The organism is Paenibacillus sp. OSY-SE, from assembly GCF_000283315.1.
Taxonomy (GTDB): Bacteria; Bacillota; Bacilli; order Paenibacillales; family Paenibacillaceae; genus Paenibacillus_B; species Paenibacillus_B profundus.
Window position 1 is genome coordinate 160,541 of sequence record NZ_ALKF01000202.1, and the last position, 25,590, is coordinate 186,130.

Sequence of the window (25,590 nt, forward strand, 5' to 3'; positions counted from 1 at the left end):
TGCTTCACCTGCTTTCCACGTTTCGTATGACGCATGGCATGTACAGCGTCAGCTCCGTGCCCGCACCTGGATGGGAATCGAGCTCCAAGCTTCCATCCACGAGTGCCAGTCTCTGCCGTAATCCAGCAAGCCCTCTGCTCTTGGCTTTTAGAGTCTGTTCCGCCGTAAGTCCGATGCCGTCGTCCTTCACGACGAGCCGCACGCAGCCTTCTTCTACTTCAAGATCGACATGGCAGGAGGCTGCGCGGCTATGACGGACAACGTTCGTCAGCACTTCCCGGAAGCACATGGCCAATATCGTTTCCTGCAGAGCCGTAAGCGGGAGTGGATCGTCTGCAATCGATCGGGCCTCTTCCGTTGCCGGATCGACACGTCCGTCCCATTCGGATAGCCGCTCTGGCAGCGATATTTCGATTCCCGCGGCTGCGCACAATGTTCGCGCGTGACCGAACTCTTCTACTAAACGGACCACCTTCATCTCGGTGACAAGCTCCCGCATCTGCTTGAGCGCAGACCGGGCGGTCTGGCGAATGTCATGCGCCTCTTGTGCGGCCTTCTGCGGATCGCGGGGGACGATCTTCTCTACAACCTCAGCCTTCAAGGCAATGAGTGATAGCGTGTGACCGAGCGTATCATGCAGTTCGCGCGCAATCCGCTGCCGCTCTTCCTGCTGTGCCATACGTTCCACTTGGGCTGTGGCAGCCTGTAGTCGCTCTGCCATCTGCTTGTATTGCGCATAAATCCGAATCGTGAACGGAAGCATGCTGAATACACCGAACAAAGGCGGCAGCAGACCGATCGATAGCTCCCAGCCGACTGTGCCGATATATGGGGCGGCGCATGCCGCCATCCCAAGCGTGAATACAGAGGCGATGGATACGATGAATGCCGTTTTTTGTTGGCTGAGCTGGTTAATAAACAAGAAGCTGATAAAAGAATACATCGGGTGATACACAGCCGCCAATATTAATGTAATCAACACTTGAAGCGCCAGCAGCAGCGGCACCCATCGCACCGTCCAGTACAACTGGCGGTACAAGATGACGAACAGGGCGAGCAAGGCAAGCCCGGGCAGCAACCGCTGCACAGGCTCGCGAAATAAGAATGATAATGGAATGATGAGGTTGGCGAGAAGAAGGTACGGAACGAAGCCTTCTGCCGCGGGAAACGGTCTCCAATTATATGTAGTCACTTACATCGCTTCCCGTCTGTTTAGGGTATAACTTGATATTATCATAAATACGATTCCACAGCCTGTATGAATGAGCCAATCAAGCGCTGCAGGGGCGCTATTCAAGGCGCCATGAGCGTTTGATCCCTTGCTCTTAAATCTTGCAATCCGTTAGTTAAATATGTGTATGCCCTATTGTATGCTGTTAACTGGTGTTACTTATTATTTAGGATGGATTTAACTGGTCCGAAAACTAACCAAATTATCACAGTACCTATAATATTCACAACCCAATAAATTAGCCAAAAAGTATCTTCAAATGGAACAATGAAAAAAGCTATTCCAACCAGAGTTAATATAATTACAGCACATACAAAAAAACGACTGAATTCTCGCCACTGATATTTTACTTTCTCTTTACCATGCAGCTTCTTTTTTTCAGGACGCTCTCCAGAGGCCCACTTATAAGCAGCCCATTGATCTGCCCATTTAATAGTTTTATGACCATACGTAATTGAAAAACCGATATACGTTGCTGATAGGCCATGAAAAAAATGTGGCTTGGTACCATTAGATAAATCGATAAACGTGATAATCAAAAGAAAAATATCAATTAACGGAGTTGATGCTAATAAAATGATAGATAATTTATTTAACCCCCATACGTATCGAAGTAGTAATCCGCTTACTAAGAATATCCAAAAGGCTATTTCACCTATAATGATAGCGAGAAATATTAAGTTCATTTAATTAAGCCTCTCCTCCCGCCGAATTGTTTCATTACTTGCCTACATTCGATTGCATATGTCATTGTTCATCATCCTTTTATTTATCCGTCTGGCTTACATATGCATTGTAGCGAATGCAGGGCATGCCGCATTAGTGTGTAATGTCATCTTCTCGATATGACAAATGTCAGCAAACATGAACGGAGTGCTCCCGGGTTATGGGGGGAAAGAACGCCGATGTTCGTGACTTCCTAGGATGCACTGGCATGCCGCTATAAATTAATAAATTAGGCTGAACGTAGACTATCGCCGTTCCCAAGCAGTCGGTATGCTCGTAAAATAGGATGTGAATACAAAGTAGGGGGATGAGAACGGTTGGAAAATCGATTAAGCAGAAAAGTTAAATCGAAAGAACTGTCCTGCTTGTGTAAACAAGGCCATGCGTCACAAGTGCGGTTCCAACACCGCATGAGCGGCCGAACGTCGTTGACACAGGGCCACCGGCATCGGTTTCGCAATTTAACGGATCGATTTATTCCGGGACGAGGCACCCATCGGCATACATTTAACGGGATTACCCGAATTGCCGACGGCCATCGGCATGCTTATTCCGGTATTACCGGACCAGCGATCAATGGTCAAGGGCCGCGCCATTTCCACCGTTTCCGTCAAGTAACCCAAGTGGCCGACGGCCATACCCACATCATATCGGGACGAACGAGCGTGCCTATTCGGGTGAGCGGATCGGCGAAGCACCGGCATGGATTAATTGTGGAGAGCATACAGCGAATCTAATGAGAGCGACAAGATTTCAGCATAACCAGCTGAAATCTTTTTTTTAATTCAATTAGAACTCTAACCATAACGGTATAGGTGATAAAAATATGACTTCGAGGGTACAGTATATTTGTAATCCAACTAGAAACAGGAATTCGGCATCGTCATAGATGTTAAGTGGAGCGGGGGAAGCCATGTTTTTTGTCGAGGCATTAATTATATTGAGTGTAGGGTTTTGCTTGTTGCGCATTCTTGGCAAAAAGACAGTATCTGAAATGACGGGATTAGAGCTTATCACGATGCTGTCGATGGCTTCTGTAACAGGGCACGCGGTATCGGAGGACGGATTAGGCAGAACGATTATTACGTTATGCTTGTTCGTCGCATTGCTTATTACGGTTCAATACTTGGCGATTAAATTTAACTTTATTGAGAATATAATTATTGGAAAAGCTACACCTGTCATAAAAGACGGACAGCTCATTCCCGTCAATTTAAAACGACTGCGCATGTCCGTAGATCAGCTCGAAGCAAGGATGAGAGAGAAAGGCATTTCTTCTATGGAAGACATCAAATGGGGTACAATTGAAATTAGCGGTGAGCTGGGTTATGAGTTAACAAGCAAGTCTAAACCGCTTACCGTGGAAGAGCTCGAGAAGCTGTTGGCGCAATATGGTCTGGTGCAGCCGGCGAAAGCCAAACCGAAGAACGATTTGTTCCAGGAAGTATTTCAATATCACGAGTCAGATAAGAAGGAAGCCGATTCAATCCATTTGGAGTAAGGAAGGAGATGATGCGAAAATATGCTTGACATCTTAAAAGTGGGCGAGTATAATACTTAGTTAACAGGTTGTACATCACTTGTTGTGCACTTCCTCAACAGAACAATTTCATCTTTCACCATCATTTCAGCTTGTCCACCGCTCCTTCGGAATTTTCCCTACGCGCCCGTTATTCCGTTGAATCAAGTTTCTAATGAATAGGTTCGATTGTGTAGTATGTTTATTGTTTCGTATGTTTGATTTCAGGTTAAATGAATATCGTAATGAGGAGGGCTTACGTATAAAGTACAGCCGGTAGGTCTTTTTAGTTGGAGGTAATTACAAATGAATACAGTATTGGTTAATAATTGGTTGAATCACATGGGAGGATACCGTGCGAGCCGTGCGCTCAACGAACGCCGCTTGTCGTACCGTATGTCTTATGTGCAGGATGTGAAGAAGAACTTGGCAGGTCGCCGCGAGCAGGATAAGCTCCGTCACGCGATTCATCGTGCGAAAGAGCAGGAGATGATTTTACACATTGCATGTGCGAAATTGTCCACACCTTACCGTGAAGCGTTGACCACACGCTACGTTCATGATCAACGAGGTATTGAACCGGAAGTGATCTCTGAAGCGATCGATGCGTTGACCAACGTGTTGAGCCAGATGGAGAAATCCGGGGTGATTCAATTCCGTGTCATTGAAGGCTATGTTATTTTGCAATATGTACATCAACGTACAGCGTAAACCGTCGTATAAGCAGAATATTGTTAGGTAGAGCTATCATCTCACGGATGGTCTTTATCGTCCGTTCCCGCATCTCATTTCACAGTATTGGGTGAGCATATGAATCAGGAACTATAATAACCCCTTAAGGATATACATCTTAAGGGGTTTATTCATGTTTGTATACAGGTATCAGAGTAGCTTGGCATTGGTTGGCGCATATTAGTATGGAAGCAATGAACAGCCTCATCTCGTGAGGTGACTATTTGGGGAGGCAGCATATGTTGAAGTCGACGAGTATGTTGCGCAATCAGTGGCGCAAATACGCTTTAATCAGTACGGCTCTGTTCGTACTCTGGGCAGGTCTTGGATCCGGTGGAGCGGCCGGGGCAAAAGGCAGGGACGAGTTACATAATCCGCTTCCATCTCCTGCACATTCTCTGGAACCCGTATCCGGGCGGACGGCAGCGGTAGTTATTGATGATTTCGGCAATAATATGGCCGGAACGGAGGAAATGCTTGGCCTGCCAATTCCGCTTACGGTCGCGGTTATGCCGTTTCTTCCCTCTACGAAGCAGGATGCCGAACGAGCGCACCAACGGGGTCATGAGGTCATTGTCCATATGCCGATGGAGCCTATTTCAGGCAAGGCAAGCTGGCTTGGACCGGGAGCAATCTTAACGAGCTTATCCGATGAAGAGATTGTACGGCGCGTCAACGCAGCCATCGATGAAGTTCCACATGCGGTAGGTATGAATAATCATATGGGGTCCAAGGCGACTGCGGATCGGCGTGTAATGCGGCTCGTATTGAAGGTGTGCAAGGAGCGCGGACTGTATTTTCTGGACAGCAAGACGAATTATCGCTCCGTCGTAAGCGAGGTTGGGAAAGAAATGGGTATCCCTATCGTCCAAAATCATCTATTCTTAGATGATGTGTACAAAGAGTCCCATATCGTGAAGCAATGCAGGCTGCTGGAAGATCATCTAGCCCAGCACGATTCTTGTGTAACGATTGGCCATGTAGGGAGACCGGGATTGAAGACAGCGCTAGTGCTTCGTCAATACGTGCCCCGAATTTCGAAGAAGGCTACGTTCGTGCACATCTCATATTTGGTAAAAAAGCAGCAGCTTCAAGAACTGGAGTCGAAGACGAATCAAAAAAAATGAAATGAAAAGCGCCCTTCTCGTCCATTACGATGATTACGATAGAGGGCGCTTTTGCTTGCAGACGATGAAATAAGCATTAGAACAGTGCTTGGTAATGAACGATCGCATCACTTATCCGGGCAGCAATTTGGCTTTGTGTACGGGGATGAGTAAGAAGGGCACGATCCCGAGCATTGCTTATAAAGCCTGCCTCCACGATGACCGCAGGCTGCTGGACACGACGAAGCAAGTAGTAGGTCTTGCCAAACTCTGGTTCGAACCGGGTTCCGAACATAGGATTCAGCGAGTCCTGAATGATTCTTGCCAGCATACGGCTCCGTCCCTCGTTCTGATGAAGAACGACTGGACCGCGTGCGGCATTATTTTTGGCCCAATTGACGTGAAGACTAACGAACATCGATACAGGAATCTCTTCGCTTAATTGGCGCCGTTGCGCCAGATCCTTGCGGTGTCTCGAACGGGTGGCAGACCATCGATTGTCATCGCTAAGCGCATAATCCCCGGTCCGGTTCAGAATAACAGGAATCCCGCGTGCTTTCAGATGCAGATACAGCTTCTGGGCAATGGCCAGATTAATATGCTTTTCCAACACGTCGCCGTGACTCGTTCCACCGTCAATTCCTCCATGACCTGCATCGATCAGCACTAATTTGGAAGGAAATACAGTAGGAAGCGGTTGTTCCCCCGGCAGTACAGTATCGACCGCTATATGATTATCCGGTATGCGGAGGATATGTTGTTCATCGGTGCGAATGGATGTGGAATGAGCATAAGCAGCAGTGCCGGTCATCATAACAGCAGTGCCAAGCAGCAGCACGCATAGGGCTCCGATAATCCATTTGAGGTAGTTTGGCAAGGAATTTCGTGTCATCGACAGCTCTAACCTTCTTTCTGCATTGGTTCTGTACTTAGCGTGCGCAACGATGCTTTCCTTCATTCGAACAAGGGCAAGGTTTGATTGAAGCTTATGATGGGGATGCTAATAAGGGACGAGTCCATGCAGCTATGATGAGGTGTTAAAGGAGGTGACCGTCTGTGGCTAAAGGTGAAGATTTAATTAAATTCATTACACAGCGCGTCGTCACATATATCGACACACCGGTGGAAGCGCGACGGGAGCGTAAAATGGAACGGAAAAATCGTGTGAAAGAGCCATGGGGAACGAAATGGTTCGGAATGATGCCGCTCGGTATGAAAATGTGGGTCGGTCAATGGAGAAATGCAAGCAAGCCGCTGTATAAGCGAGCCAGCCAGCTTACGCTCGTTCGCTGGTGGAAATCTTCTTCGAAATCCTCAAAATCATCTTCACAACAGCAGCAACGATGAGAATACCTATATCGAGTCCTTTCAAAGATGATCGACTGCATTAGTAATAGGTTTTATCGCCATAGGAATAATTGATTTCTCTTAATCGCTTCATACAACATAAACATTACTTAAAGTTAAAAAAGGCACTCTTTCGAAAAGAGGGCCTTTTGCATAATTTGTTAGGACTGTGGTATGAAGGATCCGTGCTGCAGCGCGTTGTCTGCCGAAATCCAACGCAATGCTTTCATATCGGCTGAATTTACAACGATATACGTGCTGGCCGTGAGTGACTCCTTGGTATCGGTAAAGAGTGAGGTCAGGGGAGACTGCTGCCACTGCTGCATTCCGATAAGCGCGTATGGCTGATTTACAGATGTGCTTGCGTCTTGCTGTACATAAATCCATCGTTTGAATTGAAAGTTGTCCGGGACTTTACCGCTGAGCCGCTTTTGCGGTTGCTCCGCCATCCATAAAATGTTCCCGTATGGATCGAATGGTGTGCGCATTTGGCTGGGCGATGGTGTTGCCTGATCTATCCGATCTGCCTTTTCGGAGAGCAGCTTCCTGTCATGCGAAGTTGCAATCTGTAGGCGGTCATTCGCCATATGGGTAAGTTGGGCAGGCTCTGTATTGTTCATTACGGATTGTGAGTTGATCTTCATATCAGGATTGAATTGCTCTGGCAGCCATTCGCCGCTCTGCGCATCCAACCAACCTGCCGTGCCATCCTGCCAGTCTACGCGCCAGACCGTGAAGAGCGGCTGCAAGAACAACGGTTGAACGTTCGACACTGTCTTATCTCCTAAGTCACCAGATTGGAGCACATCGGCAATGGCTTGGTGCAATGTCGCCTCATCGTAAGGCAGGTTCTCGCCTTGCCCATATTCCTCTAAGCGTATTTCACCCTTGTTGGTCGTTTGCAATATCATGTAGCCAATCTGCTTATCGTGATCCATGACGCGAACGAACCAACCGTGCATCCCCGGACCTAACGGCATTAACTCGGTTATCGCTTGACGCCATGCTTCGAATGGCTTATCCTTCGCCAACTGGGCTTTATATTGTTGGACCGCTTCGTTAATTGTTGGTCCTATCACATCCTGCTCTGCCTGCAACTGTGAGCCGTCAGATATAAGCTGAAGATTAGTGCTGGAGTAAGCGGGCTTCGTCGTGAGTGAGAATTCTGCTAGTTGAGCGGTAGAATGCGCTTTCGATACCGATATGGGCGGAAGTGTTTCGCCCGAGGAACTGAATTGGTTCGATGCGATCAATACGGCACATGTGACGCCGCCCGCAACGAGCGAGGTAAGTGCCGCTGCCGTCGTCAGTCTCGCGAACTGGGTCCACCACGGTTGTTTTTTCATGATCGTTCACCTCTCTTATGTTCCAAAATAATAGTTTGTCCGGCCTTTTTTCTATTTGTGCGTCTATTAACCAACCTGCGGTACGTTTCAACCATTTCATTGTAGCGGACAAGCTCTGAAAAGACTGTCGGACGATCGTTTCGAGAGGCCGTTCGGAACAGTTCTATTTTTGCCGCTTTCTGACGTTTCCCCGCATATATTCGGCGATTAAGCGAAAAGTGCGGGGATGGTCAGACAGAGCTTTTGTCGGCGCATACAATAGGGAACATCGAAAGTGTAAAATCCAACATTATCGCGTCACCGTCGACGGCACATGAATCACTCCGGCATTAATAAGCGACAGGTGTATCCTCGGTTCGAACTGCCAGCGAAGCTCCTGGCTCCTCATGTCGTATTGCTGTTTGATTTGAGTCAGCTTGTCTGTTGGTTCAGTCTCCGCTGCTTCCCGCGTACTCCGCTTCGCTGCGGCCGTCTCCTGCAGCAGCGGCTCATAGTAGGCAGCGAGCCTGGCAAGCTCTTCCTCAAGTCTTGCGCTCGCTTCGCTTGCCCAAGTGTCGTCATAGCGTGAAATAATCTCGACAAGATGCTCCTCGACGGTGGAGCGGGCCTGTTGGATCGTCATACGCCAAGGCAGCACATGCACGTGGGGCGGCAGCTTCGGCGTAAGCTGCATTGCAAGCGCTTCCTCCATATAAGAGGTGCGCATTTTGCCGCTGACGAGCGAAATGCCGTAGCTGTGAATTTCCTCGCGCTTCAGATCGCAGGCGAATTCGAGCTTCAGGTTGAGCAGCAGCCACGGTTCGTAGGGGGCAGAACGGCGCGTGCCTCGTGTTGGGCGCGCTGCCGCTTCGTCCGCAGCTGGCTCCACGAACAGGCTGACGAAGCGGCCCTCGCTGTGGGCGGCCTGCATAATCTGCTCGAGGCGGCGGCTGCCGTGGGTGACGTCCTCGCGCGGGATGCGCCCGGGGCCGCCACCGCCTCCCGTGAAGGCCGGCGCCACGCCGAAGTAGCGCCCGAGGATGGAATCCCCGGGCGCGATCGCAGGCGAATCCGGCGCCGTGCCGGGCACGGGCGGCGTTGCGGCGGCAGCGCCCGCCGCGGGCGTGCTGCCGGGAGCCGCAGCCGGCACGGCAGCATATGGCGCCGCGTCACCCACAGTTGGCGCCATAGGTGCGCCGCCAGGGCCTCGCGGCGGCTCCTGCGGCATTGCCGCCGGGTCGAACACGAACGTGAAGCGCATCGTTTCCGGCTCTGCCCCCGTGCGATCGACAAAGCCCCAATAATAGGGGCGGTTCGTCAGCACGCGGTCGGCGCGTTCGGACAGCTTCACGGTCGTGTACGCGGGCGACTTCTCGAGGATATGGCAGTCCGTTGCCTCTAAGTAGCGCATAACATAACGGCGGACTTGTTCGGTATTCATCTATTAGGCCTCCGCTTCCGTACTTATTTGATCAAGCAACCGGCCTAGGGCCTCCGTCGAATTCCCGCTTTCCGTCTCCACTTCCTCACGAATGGAGTTCAGTGAATGTCCAAGGCGGTCGACCTGTTGTCTAATATCCTCCTCGGTACCGGCTTCCAGCAGGATGCGGGATAAGCTTCGTTCCAGCGAATCTTGTTTCTCGAAGCGTTCCAGAATCATGTCGAGGCGGCCGATGACCAATTCAAACATATTGATTTTTTCATGGAGGAGATTAAGAATGTGTTCCTCAATCGTTCCATGTGTGGACAGATTGTATATTTTCACGTCGTTCATTTGCCCGAGACGGTGGACACGGCCAATGCGCTGCTCGACGCGCATCGGGTTCCACGGCAAATCGAAGTTGATCATATGATGGCAGAACTGCAGATTGATGCCCTCGCCGCCGGCCTCGGTCGCAATCATCACTTGGGCGCGGCCTCGGAACAGATCCATCATCCAGTCTTTTTTGCCGCGATTCATACCGCCGCTGTATGGTACCGCAACGAGTCCGTGCTTGCGAAAATATTGCAGTAAATATTCTTGTGTCGCCCGGTATTCGGTAAAGACAATGACCTTCTCGTTCATCTCGCGTATGAGCTGAATGGCCGTCTCGGCTTTCGTATTCGCGGTGATGCCCTTGATCAGATCGACTAAGTCCCATATATGGTTCCGCACCGGCGAATCCTCCGGCAGCTTCTTCGACAAGTTGACCAGCGTCAAAAATACGGCATCCCGGCTTGAACATACCTCCCGCTGCAGCGTAATGAGGGAGAACATGCTGCCGATATCGCCGCCGTTCGCTTGATACTGCTCTTTGACGAAGCGGGTCACGCCTTCGTACAGCGCTTGCTCCTCTGGAGACAGCGTCAGCGGCACATTCTTGACGATGCGCTTCGTGAACTGCACGCTGCCTTCGCCGCGCCGATTGCGGACCATCACCTTGGACAGCTCGGTCTGGAGCTTGTTCTCGTTCTTCGGTATCCGCTTATCGGCCACGAAATTAGTGCTGAATTCGTCTTGTCCGCCGAGCTGACCGGGCTTCAGCAGCGTAATTAAGTTATATAGCTCGTTCATGTCGTTCTGAACGGGGGTGGCGGTCAGCAGCAAGCAATATTTCTTGCGCAAGTGCTGGATGAACTGGTAATTCGTCGTTTTTCGGTTTTTCAGCTTGTGCGCCTCGTCGATAATGAGCATGTCGAATTCTTGCTCCATCAAGAATGCTTTATGCGGATCGCGCTTGGCCGTATCCATTGAGGCGACGACGACATCTGATTGCCACTGGTATGCTTTCTTCTGCGCGATGGCAGGGATGCCAAATTTATGATTCAGCTCCCGCACCCATTGCAGGACTAGCGATGCAGGCACCAGAATAAGTACGCGTTTGACGAGACCGCGAATCATGTATTCTTTTAGCACGAGCCCGGCTTCAATCGTCTTGCCGAGCCCGACTTCGTCCGCGAGTATGGCGCGTCCCCGCATCTCGTGCAGCACTTTGCGCGCGGTCTCCACTTGATGGGGCAGCGGCTCGACGTTTTGGACATGCGAGAGACAGAGCAACTCGTCGAAGGCGTGAATCCGCTTCGCTTGCTCGGCTTCATAGGCAAGTTGAAACAGCGTGAAGTCATCCCACGGGCCGTTCTTCTCGAGCCTTGCAGACAAATCTTCCGTCCATTCGTGATCCAGATAGAGCGGTACTTGGCCGACTAACCTGTCCGGCGTCGGCAGGGATTCATGCGGTTCGGGAGCTGAGGCGTCAAGCGACGGCTTCGTCGCTTGGGACGAGGCTGCGATCTGGGCAAAGCTATGAGCAGCACTCGCATGACCATCATGTACATGGTCTCCGTCTGGCTGCCGCGCGATTTCCATTGCAGACGCAGCATTTATGGAAGATACGGGCGCCGCATTGTTGGTTGCGGGCTGCACAGTATTGGATTTCGGCGATTCGTACGTTGGCATCCACTCGACCTCCTTGCTTTAGCTGTAGTATGGTCCTTTTTCGAAGGTTTCATAACCTGATTGGATGTAGTTGAAGGTGGCTTGCACGCAAAAATGGACAGAGTGCAAGGAGTAAAAAAGGGAGATTCATAGAGAAAAAAGAAGCTTGGCAAACTCAGTCTCCATTCTTTGCGGGTTATTTCACCTTTTTACATTAGAAATTCTATATATAGTATAGTACAATGGTTTTCGCACACAATATATTGTGGAAGATACATACAATATCGAGAGGTTTGATTACAAGTGTGCTTACAGTGAAATTGAATTAGGAGGTTGTTTTCTTTGAAAACGGTGCAGAAGCAACGCTTGGAAGGGCTAAGCGAAAAAATATTTTTGGATCGCTACGCATGGAAGGATGCGGACACGAACAATACGAAGGTCGGTGACGTCGTATTGGTGTTGACGAAGGACGATCCGAAGTTCCCAGCCAAAGAAGTCGGTGAAGTAATTGCGCGTGACGGACGTTTTGTATCGGTCAAGGTGCGCAGCGGCGAAGTGGTGCAATCCACGGTAGAGAAGCTGACGCTAACGATCGAAAAAACGCCGGAAGAAATGTGGGACCGACTCGCGTCTGCGATGGCATCGGTAGAAGCAACTCCGGAGAAACAAACCGAATGGACTGAAAAGTTTCGCTATATATTGGATGACTGGAAGCTCGTTCCGGGCGGACGCATTGCGGCTGGAGCAGGGGCAAGCGAGGAGCTTACGCTCTTTAACTGTTATGTAATACCTTCGCCGAAGGATAGCCGTGGCGGAATTATGGAAACCTTATCGGAAATGACGGAAATTATGGCCCGCGGCGGCGGGGTCGGCATTAACCTGTCTTCGCTTCGTCCGCGGCGCGCCATGGTGCGCGGCGTGAACGGATCTTCGAGCGGCGCCGTATCTTGGGGCGGCTTGTTCAGCTACACGACGGGCTTGATCGAGCAAGGCGGCAGCCGGCGCGGTGCGCTCATGCTCATGATTAACGACTGGCATCCCGACGTACTCGATTTCATAACAGTGAAGCAAACGATGGGTCAAGTGACGAACGCCAACCTGTCCGTCTGCGTGAGCAACGACTTCATGAAAGCCGTGAAGGAAGATCTGAATTGGGAGCTGGTGTTCCCGGATACAGCGGATCCGGAGTATGACGAGCTGTGGGACGGCGATTTGGACAAATGGAAAAAGGCAGGCAGGGCGGTTATACCGTATCGTACCGTAAAAGCGCGCGAAATCTGGCATACGATTATCGAGTCCGCATGGAAATCGGCGGAGCCTGGCGTCGTGTTCATGGAGCACTACAACCAAATGTCGAACAGCTGGTACTTTAACCCGATCATCTGTACGAATCCGTGCGGCGAGCAAGGGCTGCCGGCTTGGGGTGTATGCAACTTGTCCGCGATCAACCTGTCCAAGTTCTACGACGAAGACAACGATGATGTCGCATGGGACGATCTGTCGATGGTTACGCGATATGCCGTGCGCTTTTTGGATAACGTCATCGACAAGACACCGTACCATTTTGAGAAAAATAAAGAGAACCAGCAGAACGAGCGCCGTGTCGGCCTCGGCTCCATGGGTCTGGCTGAGCTTATGATTAAGCTCGGTGTTCGTTATGGCAGCCCGGAATCGCTGGAGTTCCTCGATAAATTGTTCGGCTTCATCGCACGCGAAGCGTATCTGGCTTCGTCTGAAGTTGCGGCGGAGAAGGGCTCGTTCCCGGCATTCGAGACGGAACCCTATCTTCACAGCGGGTTCATGAAGAACATCGTCGACGTCTATCCAGAAGTAGGGGAAGCGATCCGCGCGAACGGCATGCGGAACGTGACCGTCATTACGCAGGCGCCGACAGGCAGCACAGGCACGATGGTCGGCACATCAACCGGGATTGAGCCATACTTTGCATTCAAATATTTCCGTCAGAGCCGTCTCGGCTTCGACGAGCAATTCGTGCCGATTGCGCAGGAATGGATGAACGCTCATCCGGGCGAACCGTTGCCTGACTACTTCATTACGGCGATGGATCTGTCCGCTGAGGATCATATTCGTGCGCAGGCGGCTATCCAGCGCTGGGTGGACAGCTCGATTTCGAAAACGGCGAACTGCCCGAATGACTTTACCGTAGAAGAGACCAAGAATCTGTATGAGCTGGCGTTTGACCTTGGTTGCAAAGGTGTCACGATCTATCGTGACGGCAGCCGTGACGTTCAAGTGCTCTCTACAGACAAGGGAGATAAGAAGAAGGAAGAAGGTAAGGCGGAGGCCGCTGCGACATCCGAAGATGCAGCTCAAGAGACAGAGAAGGCGGCCTCCAGCTCGATCTCGACATCGGAAACCATTGCCGTTACATCTCAGCCAGAGTTGAGCGGAAACAACGGATCGAATAACGTCTACAAGCGTCGTCCGCAGGTGCTGCGCGGCGCGACGTACAAGATTAATACGCCGTTCGGCATGGCGTACATTACGATCAACGATTTGAACGGAATTCCGGGAGAGATCTTCCTGAATGTAGGGAAGGCCGGATCGGACGTATTCGCGATGGCGGAAGCGCTTGGCCGCGTATGCTCCCTGTTCCTGCGTTACGGGGATCATGGCAATAAGGTCGAGCTGCTCATCAAGCACTTGAAAGGCATCGGCGGCTCTGGTGCTATCGGGTTCGGCGCCAATCGCGTAGAATCGATTGCCGACGCCGTGGCGAAGGCGCTGGAGATTCATCTGCAGGAGACATGCGACCATGGGTCCGCAACCGATCCCGCGCCAATCGCGGCGACGATTGCCGCACCTGTCATCGGTCAGGAGCCAACGAAGGGCGAAGTAACGTCTCGGGACCTGTGCCCTTCCTGCGGCACGGCCTCGCTCTTGAACGTGGAAGGCTGCAAGACGTGTGCGAACTGCGGATATAGCCGTTGCTCGTAAGTAGTGAGGACAAGTCTATTCCGTTGTTGCGTGTGTGTGGTGTCATAATTATTGAGGAAATTTTTAAAATTAATAAGATAAGATTCTCGTATTTATTGAGAAATGTATAAATATACATCAACATACAGAAATGTTGTATATATAATTAGAAGAGTGTAATAACTTTATATGAAGACAAGAGTGGAGTGCTTAAAGTGCTTCACTCTTTATTTTTTCATACGAGGTGAAAGTAATGACACAACCCTTATTAATCCGTTTGACGCCTTTTGTTGATGAAGTATTAGACTCACAGGGCGGCGCTGAACTAACGGGTAGTTTCGTGCATTTCCCAAGGATGCATCTTTCCACTCTATAACAGCGTCGGAGGAACTGAGGGGTGAGTTTTTAATGCGGATGACAAGTAACATCTTGGGAGCAGCATTACTATTTTTTTGGCAAGCTGCGAGATTGAACAAGGAAAGGCTATCCCTGAGAAATCAAACTATTCACACGTATCAGGGTCGCATCCCTAGGACGTAGCAAGAACAGGCGATCAAATTGTGGTGAGCCGCTCGCTTGGCTTCGGAAGCATCAACGCAGCGCCTTACGGTACTTTTACAGAAAGAAGCAGATCGAGATCTTCACACAAGCGGTTCAGTCTGCTAAGAAAATGCAAGGCATGCTCGATGTGAGCTAGCCAGATTACGACGTCGTGATTAAGCAAGGCAGAAAGCGGTGGGAAATTCACCTGTGGATCGATGCGCGTTATGTGTACGGCATGTATACCTACGTCTCCGATACTGGCACAGGGTATAAGCTGACGACAGAATCAACCCGTGATTTATATAACCTTATCTGGGGCATAAGGTACGATTTCAAGCAAGTTGCAACCAACGGAGATTTCGTGAATGCACATAGCAAGCTAAGCAATTTGGACATTTGGGAGAAGTTTGTAACGAATGTGAAAGTTGGCGTCAAAGACGAAATTCAAGTTGTCCAATATACGATCGAAGGCGGACCAATCTTCGATAATCTGTCGTTTGACGGAGAGACGATAAGGCATATGTACGACAATACACACGATCAATATGGTACGCCTACGAAGCGTTTGGAGTTCTGTAAGTCGATCGACGAGATAAAGACGGACCGCGGAACGGAATACAAGCTTTCCTCCTGTGGGGATGGCTTTGTCGGTGAAGTCTTATTGTTTGGTTATGATATGGTTTCTGATAAACCCTACATGTATTTTTATGATAGTAGAGACGGCTATACTCAGCATGAAAACTCGATTATCTTTTTTGGGAGTGGTGCATTGCGAGCAAAAGAATATATGAACAACCAGGAGAATGACATTTTTGATGTTAATTCTGTAATTGATTTATTTGTAAACACAATTTGGGAAACTGCAAAAGTTGAAAAGACAGTCGGGGAAAATATTCAGTGTATCATTATTTCCAAAAAAGACTGTGCAATTTGGATATGAAAGACATTAATAGAACGGTAAAAGAGGAATCTGGAAAGCAGTGGTGACCTATTGAAAAATGAGACAAGTTCGGTTGTAATGGGCAAGGTGCCTTGGTATGACCTTAACAAGCATATTTTTTATGTGGAAACACCAAAAATATGCTAGTTAATTACTGTTTAACGTAATACAGATAACATCGTCAGGACGTTGTGATATAATATTTCACATAATAAAGTAATGCTTGTAGAAGGTGTTTTTTTGAAGATTGATAGGTTGATAAGTATTATTAGTGTATTAACAAATAAAGAACGAGTTACTATACAAGAATTAGCGGATAAATTTGAAGTATCTAAACGTACAATATTTCGTGATTTAGATACATTAAACATGGCTGGAATTCCAATTGTTTCTTTTCCCGGGATTGGAGGCGGAATTTCAGTATCAGAGGGATATAAGTTAAATAGAATTATTTTATCAGAAGAGGATATTAAAAACCTATATGTCGGATTAAATGGATTGAGAAGCATTGAAAGTGAAGGCTCAGTACAATATTTAATAAACAAACTTTTGCCTAAAGATGAAAGTTTGATAATTGCTGAAAGTGATATAATCATTGATCTTTCATCATGGTTTGAAGAAAGCGAAATGCAAAAAAAGGTCAAAAAATTTCATACCGCAATTTTGAATAGGCAGTGCATTGAAATGGAATATATATCAATGAACTCTCAATCCAAGAGAATTGTTGAGCCCCATAAACTTGTTTTCAAGCAGACATATTGGTATCTATATGCTTTTTGCCTAGAAAAAAATAATTTTCGCTTATTTAAATTATCACGAATATTATCCTATAAGGTATTGGAAAGCATATTTTGCTACAGACCTAATAGTGAAATCAATTTCGATATAAATAATACTATTTCTTCTACCTCTGAATACCCTATAGAAGTTTTATTAGAGTGTGACAATGAGGACAAATTTTATATAGTAGACAAAATAGGTTCAAAATATTTACAGCCTAGTGATGACTGTGAAGTTAAAAAATGCTTGATTCGCTTTTATACTTCTAACATTGATTGGGTCGCAGATTTAGTTATTAGCCTTCAAGGGAAGGTTCGTGCAATTCAACCAACATCGCTACGTCATACAGTGAAGAAAAAACTTGAAAAAATGTTTTCCTTCTATAAAGATGACATATAGCTGTCATCTATTAACCTGTAAAATTATATCTAGAAATAAAAAAAACAAGGAAGGTGGCTAAAAGCATGAAAAAAGAAATACTTGTGTTTATTTCGGAAAACTATGCAGACTGGGAAAGTGCTTTTATTTGTTCAGAGCTGAATAAACCAGAAACAGGATTCATCATTAAAACATTGGCAGTTAATAAAAATCCAATAAAATCAATGGGTGGTTTCACGGTTGTTCCAGACTATTCAATTGCTGAAATTCCAATACATTTTCATATGCTTATCTTAGTGGGTGGAACTTCATGGCTGAAAAGTGAGAATGATGATGTAAAGCAAGCGGTTGATTTATGCATTAAAAAGGGTATTCCGATTGCGGCGATATGTGATGCGTGTACTTTTTTAGCAGATAAAGGATATTTAGATGATAAAGAGCATACAGGCAATTCACTAGCCTATTTAGAGGAGTATGCACAAAGCTATAAAGGCTCGAAGCACTTTATTGAAAAGCAAGTTGTTTCAACAGATGGATTGATTACTGCTAACGGAACATCAGCGGTTGAATTTGCTAAAGAAATTCTTAAATATTTGCAGGTAATGCAAGAAAACAAACTAGAAGATTGGTATCAAATGTTTAAATTGGGCTTTTATAAAGAATAAAAATATGTCCTGCGGTAATAAAAAAACGCAGCTGTGGCATGTGGCATACGGTTTCTTGCGGCCATTTTTTATGCGACACCTTTCGGGGATTTTCCCGCAAAGGTGTTTTTTTGTGCCCTTTTTTGACCGCTATTCTATGGGACAAGCCCGGTTGTAACTTCGGGCCAACATGGCCCGAAGTGCCATACTGTCCCGGTTGCCGCTCCCCGCCGCCCTCCGTTTCGATTGCCCATCCCTAAAAAATCGAAACGGAGGAATTACACATGGCAAGAATGTCATCAATCGACCGTTCGCGCGCTCTTAACGCTTGTATCGACCGTTCCAAGTAGACTGTATTCCACGGTACAATGGCTGCTACCACCAGATTGAGGCCGGAAGCACGATAGCGTTGATTCTCGAAACTGCGGTCACGCAGTTCGCCCAGTCGGTTAAAGAATACCGCGCGGGCCAGTGCATTCTTGGATTCACCTTTGTTCAGGCCAACCTGTACCCGGCGGCGTAGCTCAACATTTTGCAGCCAATCCAGCGTGAAAAGCGTGCGCTCAATACGTCCTAATTCCCGAAGCGCAACGAAAGTGGTTGTAAAAGTTACACCATTTACGCAAATAGTTTTTCCATTGAAACCTCCGTATCTTTTTACGGTCTCAGTTCGTTTACAAGGAGAAATCAACTGAAAACAGGAAAGTGGGGGTATAAAAAATGTGTGTTTATGTTCCTTATGTTGTCGAGCAAACCGCTCGAGGTGAAAGATCAAGAGTGAGGACTTTAATATTATTTTATGTATAAATTTCATTTTACGGAGGCCCGATATTATGGAAATTTCAAAGGGAGTAGAAATGCTTCATCTAGATTTTCATGGGAATATTATTCACCCAATTCTTTTGTGGGATCGAGAAATGGCTGTTTTAATAGACACAGGATTCCCAGGGCAAATTGAAGATTTACGCGTGGCAATGGAAAAGGTAGGAGTGTCGTTCGACAAACTAAAAGTTGTGATTTTGACGCATCAGGATGTGGATCATATAGGCAGTCTTCCTGAGATTTTGCAGGAGTGTGGCAATAATGTTAAAGTATATGCACACGAACTGGATAAGCCGTATATTCAGGGGGAGATACCTCTTTTAAAAGATGGTCACCTTGAGAATCCCCCGAAGGGTAAAGTGGACGATACCTTAATAGATGGTCAGGAACTGCCGTTTTGCGGCAGGATTCGCATCATCCATACTCCTGGGCATACTCCTGGTCATATCAGCCTTTATTTAAGGCAAAGTAAGACTCTCATTGCCGGGGATTCGATGTACAGTGTAAACGGGATTCTCGGGGGAATTCATGTCCCGACCACACCGGATATGAATGCAGCTCGTCTCTCATTGAAAAAGTATTTAGATCTCGACATTGCATCCGTGGTTTGTTATCACGGGGGATTAAGTAATGTAAATGTTAATGATCAGATATTAGGACTTAGCCAGGGATTATAAAGTTAAAGTTTCAGCAAATTATCTTTTGGTGAAACGATGTTGTTCCGCTAACGAAGAACGTTAGTTGAACTTCACTCTAGCTGCGATTTCGAAACCGGGTGTATACGGTTTTCCACGAACCATAGCTACTCGCTGAAAGAAATTCGGGAGACGCTGCGAATGCTTAGTCAAGATATGGAAAGCGAGACGTTGTTGAAGACGATGGTGGGCAATAAGATTGAGGAAATCGAAGCCAATATCCAAACGTTGCGATCGTTGCAGTCCATGCTGGCAGGGCTGCTCGAAACGCCGCAGGAGCACATTCTCAATTATTTGAACTCTTTCAAAATCCCAGATTCGTCCAAGTTCAGAGTCTTCGTCATCCGTTGCTTTACTTCAATGAGAAGAAACTTACTACGCGCCAGAAGGCAGCAAAAGCGACTCCTTCTAGGCTCCACCCGAACTCAGTGAATAGCGGATTTCTCGAAGCCGCCGCCAAGCACATCGGAGACATGCTCAATAGCGATGAATGCTTTTGGATCGATTTCCTGGACGATAGCTTGGCAAGCTCCAGCCTGATGACGACACAGTAGATGACTTGCGTTTCCTCCTTGTTGTAGCCTCCTCTGGCGTAAATGAAGGTGGTCGTCCGGCCGAGCCGGCTCATAATCGCCTCCGACACTTCCTCGAAGTCTTTGGTAATTATCGTCACCGATTTCGATTCGTTCAAGCCTCCCAGAAAGAACTGCAGGGATGCTGCGGTAAATCTCCGGCCATATCGTATTTGAACAAGGAAGCACCTCAAAGCTTTTTAGAATAATGTTGGAAAACTCAATTGACAAAGGAGGGGTTCTGGCATGCCAATGGCACTGCATTTGATGGAACCGTGGTTAATCGAAAATCAATATACGAAATATAATCTAGGGGAAAGTGGTGTAGAAGACCTTTCATTGGGAGAAATTCTGGAGCTCACACCTGGTGCAAATGTCATTGTTCCCTTTCCGGCATTTCAGACTCTATATCAGGCTTTCCCGTTTCTGAATGATAAAACAATCAGCAGCCAACATTTTGCAGAAAAGCTGGTTGCGAGTACGGAGATATCTGTTCTTCCCGGTAAAGTCTTCGAGCGGCCTGGACACTTCAGGGTTAGATTTGGCCTTCACCCTGACAAATTCCGCAGTGCAATGGTACTGATGTCTGAATTTATTGCATCAAGAGCATGGGAATGAGACTAGACGGTTCAAAATTCCACGGTCGTTATTTTGAAAGCTTCCATACCTGCGCTAACGCTAAGTTGTACAGTAAATATTCACGGAAAAGTACACCGAGCGTAATTTTTATAGCCGGATTAGGCGATAGCTGCGAGACATGGAATGAGGTCCAAGACCGGATATCGCAGGAAACATCAACCTTTTCCTATGACAGGGCGGGTGTTGGCAGGAGCCAAGCGGCGTCCGTCCCGCGGACTTGCCATAGTCTGGTCGAGGAGCTCTCCGAATTGTTGCAGGCGCTTGACGTGGAACCGCCCTATGTATTAGTGGGACATTCTTTTGGCGGTTTGGTCGCCAGATTGTATGCAAGCCTTAATCCGCAGCTCATTTCCGGTATGATTTTGGTTGACGCTGCGCCCGAATATAAAGAGGTTGCGTATGAAAAGGTTTTGCCTGAAAAGCTGGTTTCAGGAAATAGGGAATATCTTGAAAACCCTATGTTGAATAGTGAGAAGATCGATAAGGTACAGAGCTATAAGCAAATCGTTGATCATTCCCGACAAAGTGACATTCCTCTCTCCATTATTACAAGAGGATTACCCGATATGGGTGACGAAGAATGGCCTCATCTGGAAATACTCGGAATTGAGCAAAGGCTGCAAGCTGAATTTCAGTGGCTGTCAACGTCAAGCAAGCACCGGATTGCTGGTCGCAGCGGACATTATATTCATCACGATGAACCGGAAATTGTGATAGAGGAGATTATGATAATGTTGAAGGGGATGGGAAAGTGAGCGATACAATGATGAAATTCATGCTGGACCTGCAAAGAATTGAGGAGGAGCAATGCTGTTCACCCGGGCGATCACCTGACCTCGGCTTCTCGGCCAGCCGCTGCATTGTAACAAGCCGCTTAAGTTAGGCTCAAGCAAATACTCTTAATAATTAGACTCTATAATGATTCGCGAATGAATTTTTTTATTTAAGGTTCGTTAAAGGTATGGTGTTTATAATAAATTCGTAAGGTAGCTGCCTACAAGAAATCAACATGGAGGTATCGTATGAATAACATTATGAACACAGCAAAAAAGAAAGCGGGCACAGCCATCCTGTGCGGCGCACTTGTTCTCACATTAGGAACAGGAACTACCTTTGCAGCCGATTCGACTGATTCTGTTCTTATGAAAAGCGAAGGCGGAGCCAAAACTTACTCCACAGATGGCGGTCAAACATGGAGAGAACAGGTTCCGGAGGGTGTGCTGACATTTGGCAACAAAGATAGAAAAATCAAAATCAAAAATGCCTCCGCATCCAATGATGTAATTGGAACAAAGGTTATGGTAAAGTCCGAGAACGGTGTTAAGTTGTACTCTACTGACGGAGGTCAGACATGGAGTGAGAATGCTCCTGAAGGTATGCCAACAATCAACCCTGGCGCCGGGAATATCAAAATCAAAAACGACTTCGAATCAAAAGATGGAATTAAAACAAAGGTAATGATAAAGTCGGAAAACGGTGTTAGGTTGTACTCTACTGACGGAGGTCAGACATGGAGTGAGAATGCTCCTGAAGGTATGCCAACATTCAACCCTGGCGCTGGAAATATCAAAATCAAAAACGACTTCGATTCAAAAGATGGAATTAAAACAAAGGTAATGATAAAGTCGGAAAACGGTGTAAAGCTTTACTCTACTGACGGAGGTCAGACATGGAGTGAAAATGCTCCCGAAGGCATGCCTGTAAAAATGAAATAAGCATTTGTTAAAGCGGCAACCAGAGAGCATCCGCAACAAATTGGTGTGACAGCCAATTTGTTGCGGATTGGATTATATCAACGCTTATGCTTATGTTATAGGGGGCATGCACGTGCGAATTTTAATGGTTGAAGATGAAAAATATATGGCCGAAGCCATAGAGCAAATCCTGAAGAAAAATAATTACAGTATTGATTTAGCGTTTGACGGGGAGTATGGCTTAGACTGTGGCCTTTCCGGTATTTATGATATTATCATTCTCGATATTATGCTGCCTAAAATGGACGGCATCATCGTACTGAAAGAATTGCGAAATAACGGCATTCAAACTCCGGTGATACTGCTGACGGCAAAGGGGGAAACCGAAGATAAGGTAGAAGGTCTTGACAGTGGAGCTGATGATTATTTGGCAAAGCCATTTCAGACTGAGGAACTGCTGGCTCGATTGCGTGCCTTGGGGCGCAGAAAAAATGAAATGATACACGATAGCATTTTACTATATGGAGACATTGAACTCGATCCGCACACTTTAAACCTCAACTGTGGGAACAAAGACTTTAAGCTGACCTTAAAAGAAAGCCAATTGTTAGAGCTATTAATCAGTCGAAAAGGTATTATTGTTTCCAAGGATTCCATTATTGAGAAGCTTTGGGGTTACAAAACCGATGCGGAGGATAACCATGTGGAGGTGTATATCTCTTTTTTACGCAAAAAATTTAGCCATTTAAAATCTACGGTTCGTATTCAAACAGTGAGAGGTGCAGGGTATGTATTAAAAACGTCAAAAGATGGGAAAACCTATGTTTAAAAAACTGCGCAACCGACTTCTTATACTGAATATGTCAATTATTTCTGTAGTGATGATTGGCGCCTTTGCCGTTATTTATCTTACAACCTATAACAACATACAAACCGAAAACCAAAACAAACTGGAATTGTTATCTTCCAAACCAAACGCAGCCTATCTTAACTTACCGGACGATACAAAAAAAGAAAAGATAATCATAGGTATAATCCCTTCTGAATCTTCCCTTTCTTTCAATATGCTTGTAAATTCAGATTGCGAGATTCTTAAAGTAATCTCACATATTGATATGCCGGAGGAAACATATTTTAAAGCAGCCGAACTTGCCCTAAGTGGGAAAAAGAATACCATCATATCTCTTGAAAATAAACGGTGGCAATATAAAATATCTCCTATGAATGGCACCCTTGTAACTCGTGAACACGGAAAAAAACTCATCATAAATTCGAATGGAGAAAATGTTCAGATTACATTTTTAGATATAACGGATTCCCACAAAACATTGATGGAACTGTTTACTACATTGTTTTTTGTAGGTATTATCATGCTTTTTGTAATATTTGCAATCAGTCTTTTCTTTGCCAGCCGGTCGATTGCGCCTATTGCCGAGACTTGGGAAAAACAAAAACAATTCATTGCAGATGTCTCCCATGAACTGAAAACACCTCTTGCCATTATAAATGCCAATTCCGATGCCCTTCTTGCAAACGAAGGAGAAACCATCAAAAGCCAGAAAAAATGGCTTGATTATATAAAGAATCAAACCGACAGAATGGGCAAGCTTGTAAACGATCTTTTATATCTGGCTAAGACAGTGGACACAAACATCAAAATGCTTGATACCCCTTTTGATATCAGCGAAATTGTGAGTGATGTCCTATTATCAATGGAAGCTGTGGCGTTTGAAAAGGACATTACGCTTTTACAAGAGGTGGAATCGAATATTATTATAAAAAGCGACTGCGAAAAAATCAAACAGGTCGTTACTATCCTGATGGATAACGCGATAAAGTATACGGAGAAAAAAGGCCGTATTAATATTACACTGAAAAAAACAAGGCATCAGCTTGCCTTTTCAATAAAAAACAGCGGCAAAGGCATACCCCAAAAAAATCTGTCAAAGCTGTTTGACCGTTTTTACAGGGTTGACCCTGCAAGAACACAGGAGAACGGCGGTTATGGTTTGGGACTGCCTATAGCCAAAGCTATCATCGACAGGCTTGGCGGTAAAATTTACGCCGACAGTAAGGAGAATGATGGCGCAACCTTTACTTTCACACTTGGATTATAAGCAGCCTATATACGTTGTAACTATTGATGATAGCCCTTCGGTAGTGGTTTTGAACTGGGCGGGGGGCTATATTAACAGACGAAGTTTTTTGTTCGTTCATGTAAATATCAAATATCTCCTCATAATTGGTTTAAAGTGTGTCTGATACCACGTCTGTTGATTAACCAAATTATGTAACACAACTAAGCATGTTTTGGCTATACGTTTGAAGAAGATGAGATATACGTAAGCGCCATTCAACGGGCAGTGTCCAAGAGGCCGTGTACAATTGACCATAGACGGCATTTTCGGTCGTGCCAAATAGAGTGGGCACGTTCAAATGTTGCTTGATCCATCGGAAAAAGACTTCTATTTGCCAACTAGCTTTATACATCTGCGCAATTTGCTCCGCTGTAACCTGCATCCAATCAGTTGCGACTCTCCAGTTTTCCATAAGCACGGTCCATGACCAAAATGAAAGCGGAATCCGCCAACTGTTCGCTGATCGGACCATCATGTTTAGACCCCACCGTTTCTACGACACGTAATGGCTGCCCATTCCCTAAAATTTTTAATATTCAATTCTGTCGGATTTTGTAGTTTTTCGTTGTTTCCCTATTAACTTGGTGTAATCACATCTTTAATCCTAACGAAAAGGGGGAAAGCAATGATTCATTTCCATCAGATCAATAAACATTACGGCAATTTCCATGTGCTGAAGGATATTAACTTATCGATTAAGCAAGGTGAAGTTGTAGTCGTTATCGGACCGAGCGGTTCCGGAAAAAGCACGATGGTTCGCTGTATTAACCGATTGGAGCTGGTTACGGACGGCGAGTTGATTGTAGACGGCATACGAGTAAATGACAAGTCCACCGACATCAATCGATTGCGTCGGAATATCGGGATGGTGTTCCAACATTTCAACTTGTACCCCCATAAAACGGTGCTGCAAAACATTACTCTTGCTCCCACGCAAGTAGCCGCAATGTCTAAACAGGAAGCGGAACAGGCGGCGATGTTGTACCTTGAGAAAGTAGGCATCGCTGATAAAGCAGATGCTTTCCCGTCTCAGTTGTCCGGTGGCCAGCAGCAGCGCGTCGCCATCGCGCGGGGGCTGGCGATGAAGCCTAAAATTATGCTGTTCGATGAGCCTACTTCGGCACTGGACCCGGAAACCATCGGAGAAGTGCTGGATGTCATGAGAACGCTGGCGCGGGAAGGAATGACGATGGTTGTCGTCACTCACGAGATGGGCTTTGCCAAAGAAGTGGCGGACCGTGTCGTATTTATGGATCAAGGGAGAATTATTGAAGAGGCGGAACCGGCACAATTTTTTACTAACCCGCGTGAAGAGCGGGCTCAGATGTTCCTCAGTCGGATATTGAACCACTAATAGAGGTTGTTCAATAAGTTCGCTTTTGATCACGCACTAATAAAAAAGGAGAG

Annotated in this window: 24 protein-coding genes and 4 pseudogenes; 18 read left to right on the plus strand and 10 right to left on the minus strand. The window is 46.7% G+C overall.

Annotated elements, in window-relative coordinates:
* Positions 1–4 precede the first annotated feature (4 nt).
* Complete coding sequence (locus A372_RS0128610) at positions 5–1,192, minus strand: sensor histidine kinase (RefSeq protein WP_019424367.1); 1,188 nt, start codon at positions 1,190–1,192, stop codon at positions 5–7.
* A gap of 194 nt (positions 1,193–1,386) precedes the next feature.
* Positions 1,387–1,917, minus strand: coding sequence for a hypothetical protein (locus A372_RS34905; protein ID WP_019424368.1), 531 nt, complete (start codon positions 1,915–1,917; stop codon positions 1,387–1,389).
* A gap of 357 nt (positions 1,918–2,274) precedes the next feature.
* On the opposite strand from A372_RS34905, the gene A372_RS34910 reads away from it, so the two are divergent.
* The 4 genes from A372_RS34910 to A372_RS0128635 all read left to right on the plus strand — a co-directional run bounded on the left by A372_RS34910 (position 2,275) and on the right by A372_RS0128635 (position 5,335).
* Positions 2,275–2,694: a YmaF family protein gene (locus tag A372_RS34910; protein ID WP_019424369.1), complete on the plus strand. Its 420-nt coding sequence runs from the start codon at positions 2,275–2,277 to the stop codon at positions 2,692–2,694.
* Between the two features lie 176 nt (positions 2,695–2,870).
* The gene (locus tag A372_RS0128625; protein ID WP_019424370.1) at positions 2,871–3,458 is read left to right on the plus strand and encodes a DUF421 domain-containing protein; all 588 of its coding nucleotides are present in this window, start codon (positions 2,871–2,873) and stop codon (positions 3,456–3,458) included.
* A gap of 324 nt (positions 3,459–3,782) precedes the next feature.
* Complete coding sequence (locus A372_RS0128630; protein ID WP_019424371.1) at positions 3,783–4,187, plus strand: hypothetical protein; 405 nt, start codon at positions 3,783–3,785, stop codon at positions 4,185–4,187.
* Positions 4,188–4,447: 260 nt separating this feature from the next.
* Positions 4,448–5,335 carry a divergent polysaccharide deacetylase family protein gene (locus A372_RS0128635; RefSeq protein ID WP_019424372.1) on the plus strand — a complete coding sequence of 296 codons (888 nt, stop codon included), beginning with the start codon at positions 4,448–4,450 and terminating at the stop codon, positions 5,333–5,335.
* 76 nt (positions 5,336–5,411) lie between these two features.
* Here the strand turns inward: A372_RS0128635 and A372_RS34915 are convergent, their stop codons facing one another.
* A complete protein-coding gene (locus tag A372_RS34915) occupies positions 5,412–6,206 on the minus strand; it encodes an N-acetylmuramoyl-L-alanine amidase family protein (protein ID WP_019424373.1) in 795 nt (264 codons plus the stop codon).
* Positions 6,207–6,370: 164 nt separating this feature from the next.
* On the opposite strand from A372_RS34915, the gene A372_RS0128645 reads away from it, so the two are divergent.
* Positions 6,371–6,661, plus strand: a complete 291-nt coding sequence (locus A372_RS0128645) for a YqzE family protein (protein WP_019424374.1) — start codon at positions 6,371–6,373, stop codon at positions 6,659–6,661.
* A gap of 161 nt (positions 6,662–6,822) precedes the next feature.
* On the opposite strand, the gene A372_RS0128650 is transcribed toward A372_RS0128645, so the two are convergent.
* The 4 genes and pseudogenes from A372_RS0128650 to A372_RS0128660 all read right to left on the minus strand — a co-directional run bounded on the left by A372_RS0128650 (position 6,823) and on the right by A372_RS0128660 (position 11,422).
* Positions 6,823–8,007, minus strand: coding sequence for a hypothetical protein (locus tag A372_RS0128650; RefSeq protein WP_019424375.1), 1,185 nt, complete (start codon positions 8,005–8,007; stop codon positions 6,823–6,825).
* A 289-nt stretch (positions 8,008–8,296) separates the two neighbouring features.
* On the minus strand, positions 8,297–9,007 hold the full coding sequence (locus A372_RS39350; RefSeq protein ID WP_337485158.1) for a YqhG family protein: 711 nt from the start codon (positions 9,005–9,007) through the stop codon (positions 8,297–8,299).
* Positions 9,008–9,217: 210 nt separating this feature from the next.
* Positions 9,218–9,427: pseudogene (locus A372_RS39355) on the minus strand (YqhG family protein); the annotation flags it as partial.
* A 3-nt stretch (positions 9,428–9,430) separates the two neighbouring features.
* A complete protein-coding gene (locus tag A372_RS0128660; RefSeq protein WP_019424377.1) occupies positions 9,431–11,422 on the minus strand; it encodes a DEAD/DEAH box helicase in 1,992 nt (663 codons plus the stop codon).
* A 321-nt stretch (positions 11,423–11,743) separates the two neighbouring features.
* Here A372_RS0128660 and A372_RS0128665 point away from each other — a divergent pair, with 321 nt between their 5' ends.
* The 4 genes from A372_RS0128665 (at position 11,744) to A372_RS0128680 (ending at position 17,644) form a co-directional block, all read left to right on the plus strand.
* Positions 11,744–14,359, plus strand: a complete 2,616-nt coding sequence (locus A372_RS0128665; protein WP_019424378.1) for an adenosylcobalamin-dependent ribonucleoside-diphosphate reductase — start codon at positions 11,744–11,746, stop codon at positions 14,357–14,359.
* A 691-nt stretch (positions 14,360–15,050) separates the two neighbouring features.
* Positions 15,051–15,821, plus strand: a complete 771-nt coding sequence (locus A372_RS35665) for a DUF4362 domain-containing protein (protein ID WP_019424379.1) — start codon at positions 15,051–15,053, stop codon at positions 15,819–15,821.
* A gap of 240 nt (positions 15,822–16,061) precedes the next feature.
* The gene (locus A372_RS0128675; RefSeq protein ID WP_019424380.1) at positions 16,062–17,000 is read left to right on the plus strand and encodes a helix-turn-helix transcriptional regulator; all 939 of its coding nucleotides are present in this window, start codon (positions 16,062–16,064) and stop codon (positions 16,998–17,000) included.
* A gap of 65 nt (positions 17,001–17,065) precedes the next feature.
* On the plus strand, positions 17,066–17,644 hold the full coding sequence (locus A372_RS0128680; protein ID WP_019424381.1) for a type 1 glutamine amidotransferase family protein: 579 nt from the start codon (positions 17,066–17,068) through the stop codon (positions 17,642–17,644).
* Between the two features lie 274 nt (positions 17,645–17,918).
* Here A372_RS0128680 and A372_RS36760 read toward each other — a convergent pair.
* A pseudogene (locus tag A372_RS36760) lies at positions 17,919–18,215 on the minus strand (Tn3 family transposase); the annotation flags it as partial.
* A gap of 241 nt (positions 18,216–18,456) precedes the next feature.
* Between A372_RS36760 and A372_RS0128685 the strand changes: the two are divergent.
* Together A372_RS0128685 and A372_RS36765 are read left to right on the plus strand one after the other, a co-directional pair.
* Positions 18,457–19,122, plus strand: coding sequence for an MBL fold metallo-hydrolase (locus A372_RS0128685; RefSeq protein WP_019424382.1), 666 nt, complete (start codon positions 18,457–18,459; stop codon positions 19,120–19,122).
* 141 nt (positions 19,123–19,263) lie between these two features.
* Entirely contained in the window at positions 19,264–19,572 is a 309-nt protein-coding gene (locus A372_RS36765; RefSeq protein WP_443146853.1) for a hypothetical protein, read from the plus strand.
* On the opposite strand, the pseudogene A372_RS36770 reads toward A372_RS36765, so the two are convergent.
* Positions 19,566–19,834, minus strand: a pseudogene (locus A372_RS36770) (YitT family protein); the annotation flags it as partial. The gene A372_RS36765 and the pseudogene A372_RS36770 sit on opposite strands and share 7 nt — an antisense overlap.
* Before the next feature lie 124 nt (positions 19,835–19,958).
* On the opposite strand from A372_RS36770, the gene A372_RS0128695 reads away from it, so the two are divergent.
* From A372_RS0128695 to A372_RS0128715, 6 genes are all read left to right on the plus strand, one after another.
* Entirely contained in the window at positions 19,959–20,330 is a 372-nt protein-coding gene (locus A372_RS0128695; RefSeq protein ID WP_019424383.1) for a hypothetical protein, read from the plus strand.
* Complete coding sequence (locus A372_RS0128700) at positions 20,327–21,106, plus strand: alpha/beta fold hydrolase (protein WP_019424384.1); 780 nt, start codon at positions 20,327–20,329, stop codon at positions 21,104–21,106. The genes A372_RS0128695 and A372_RS0128700 overlap by 4 nt, the downstream gene beginning before the upstream one ends.
* Positions 21,103–21,234, plus strand: coding sequence for a hypothetical protein (locus A372_RS39170; RefSeq protein WP_272943484.1), 132 nt, complete (start codon positions 21,103–21,105; stop codon positions 21,232–21,234). Before A372_RS0128700 ends, A372_RS39170 begins: the two co-directional genes overlap by 4 nt.
* A gap of 139 nt (positions 21,235–21,373) precedes the next feature.
* A complete protein-coding gene (locus A372_RS35670) occupies positions 21,374–22,066 on the plus strand; it encodes a WD40/YVTN/BNR-like repeat-containing protein (protein WP_019424385.1) in 693 nt (230 codons plus the stop codon).
* A 112-nt stretch (positions 22,067–22,178) separates the two neighbouring features.
* A complete protein-coding gene (locus tag A372_RS0128710; RefSeq protein WP_019424386.1) occupies positions 22,179–22,874 on the plus strand; it encodes a response regulator transcription factor in 696 nt (231 codons plus the stop codon).
* Complete coding sequence (locus A372_RS0128715) at positions 22,867–24,162, plus strand: sensor histidine kinase (protein WP_019424387.1); 1,296 nt, start codon at positions 22,867–22,869, stop codon at positions 24,160–24,162. The genes A372_RS0128710 and A372_RS0128715 overlap by 8 nt, the downstream gene beginning before the upstream one ends.
* 169 nt (positions 24,163–24,331) lie before the next feature.
* Here A372_RS0128715 and A372_RS39360 read toward each other — a convergent pair.
* Positions 24,332–24,553: pseudogene (locus A372_RS39360) on the minus strand (transposase); the annotation flags it as partial.
* 255 nt (positions 24,554–24,808) lie between these two features.
* Here A372_RS39360 and A372_RS0128725 point away from each other — a divergent pair.
* Complete coding sequence (locus A372_RS0128725) at positions 24,809–25,537, plus strand: amino acid ABC transporter ATP-binding protein (RefSeq protein ID WP_019424389.1); 729 nt, start codon at positions 24,809–24,811, stop codon at positions 25,535–25,537.
* Positions 25,538–25,590 lie beyond the last annotated feature (53 nt).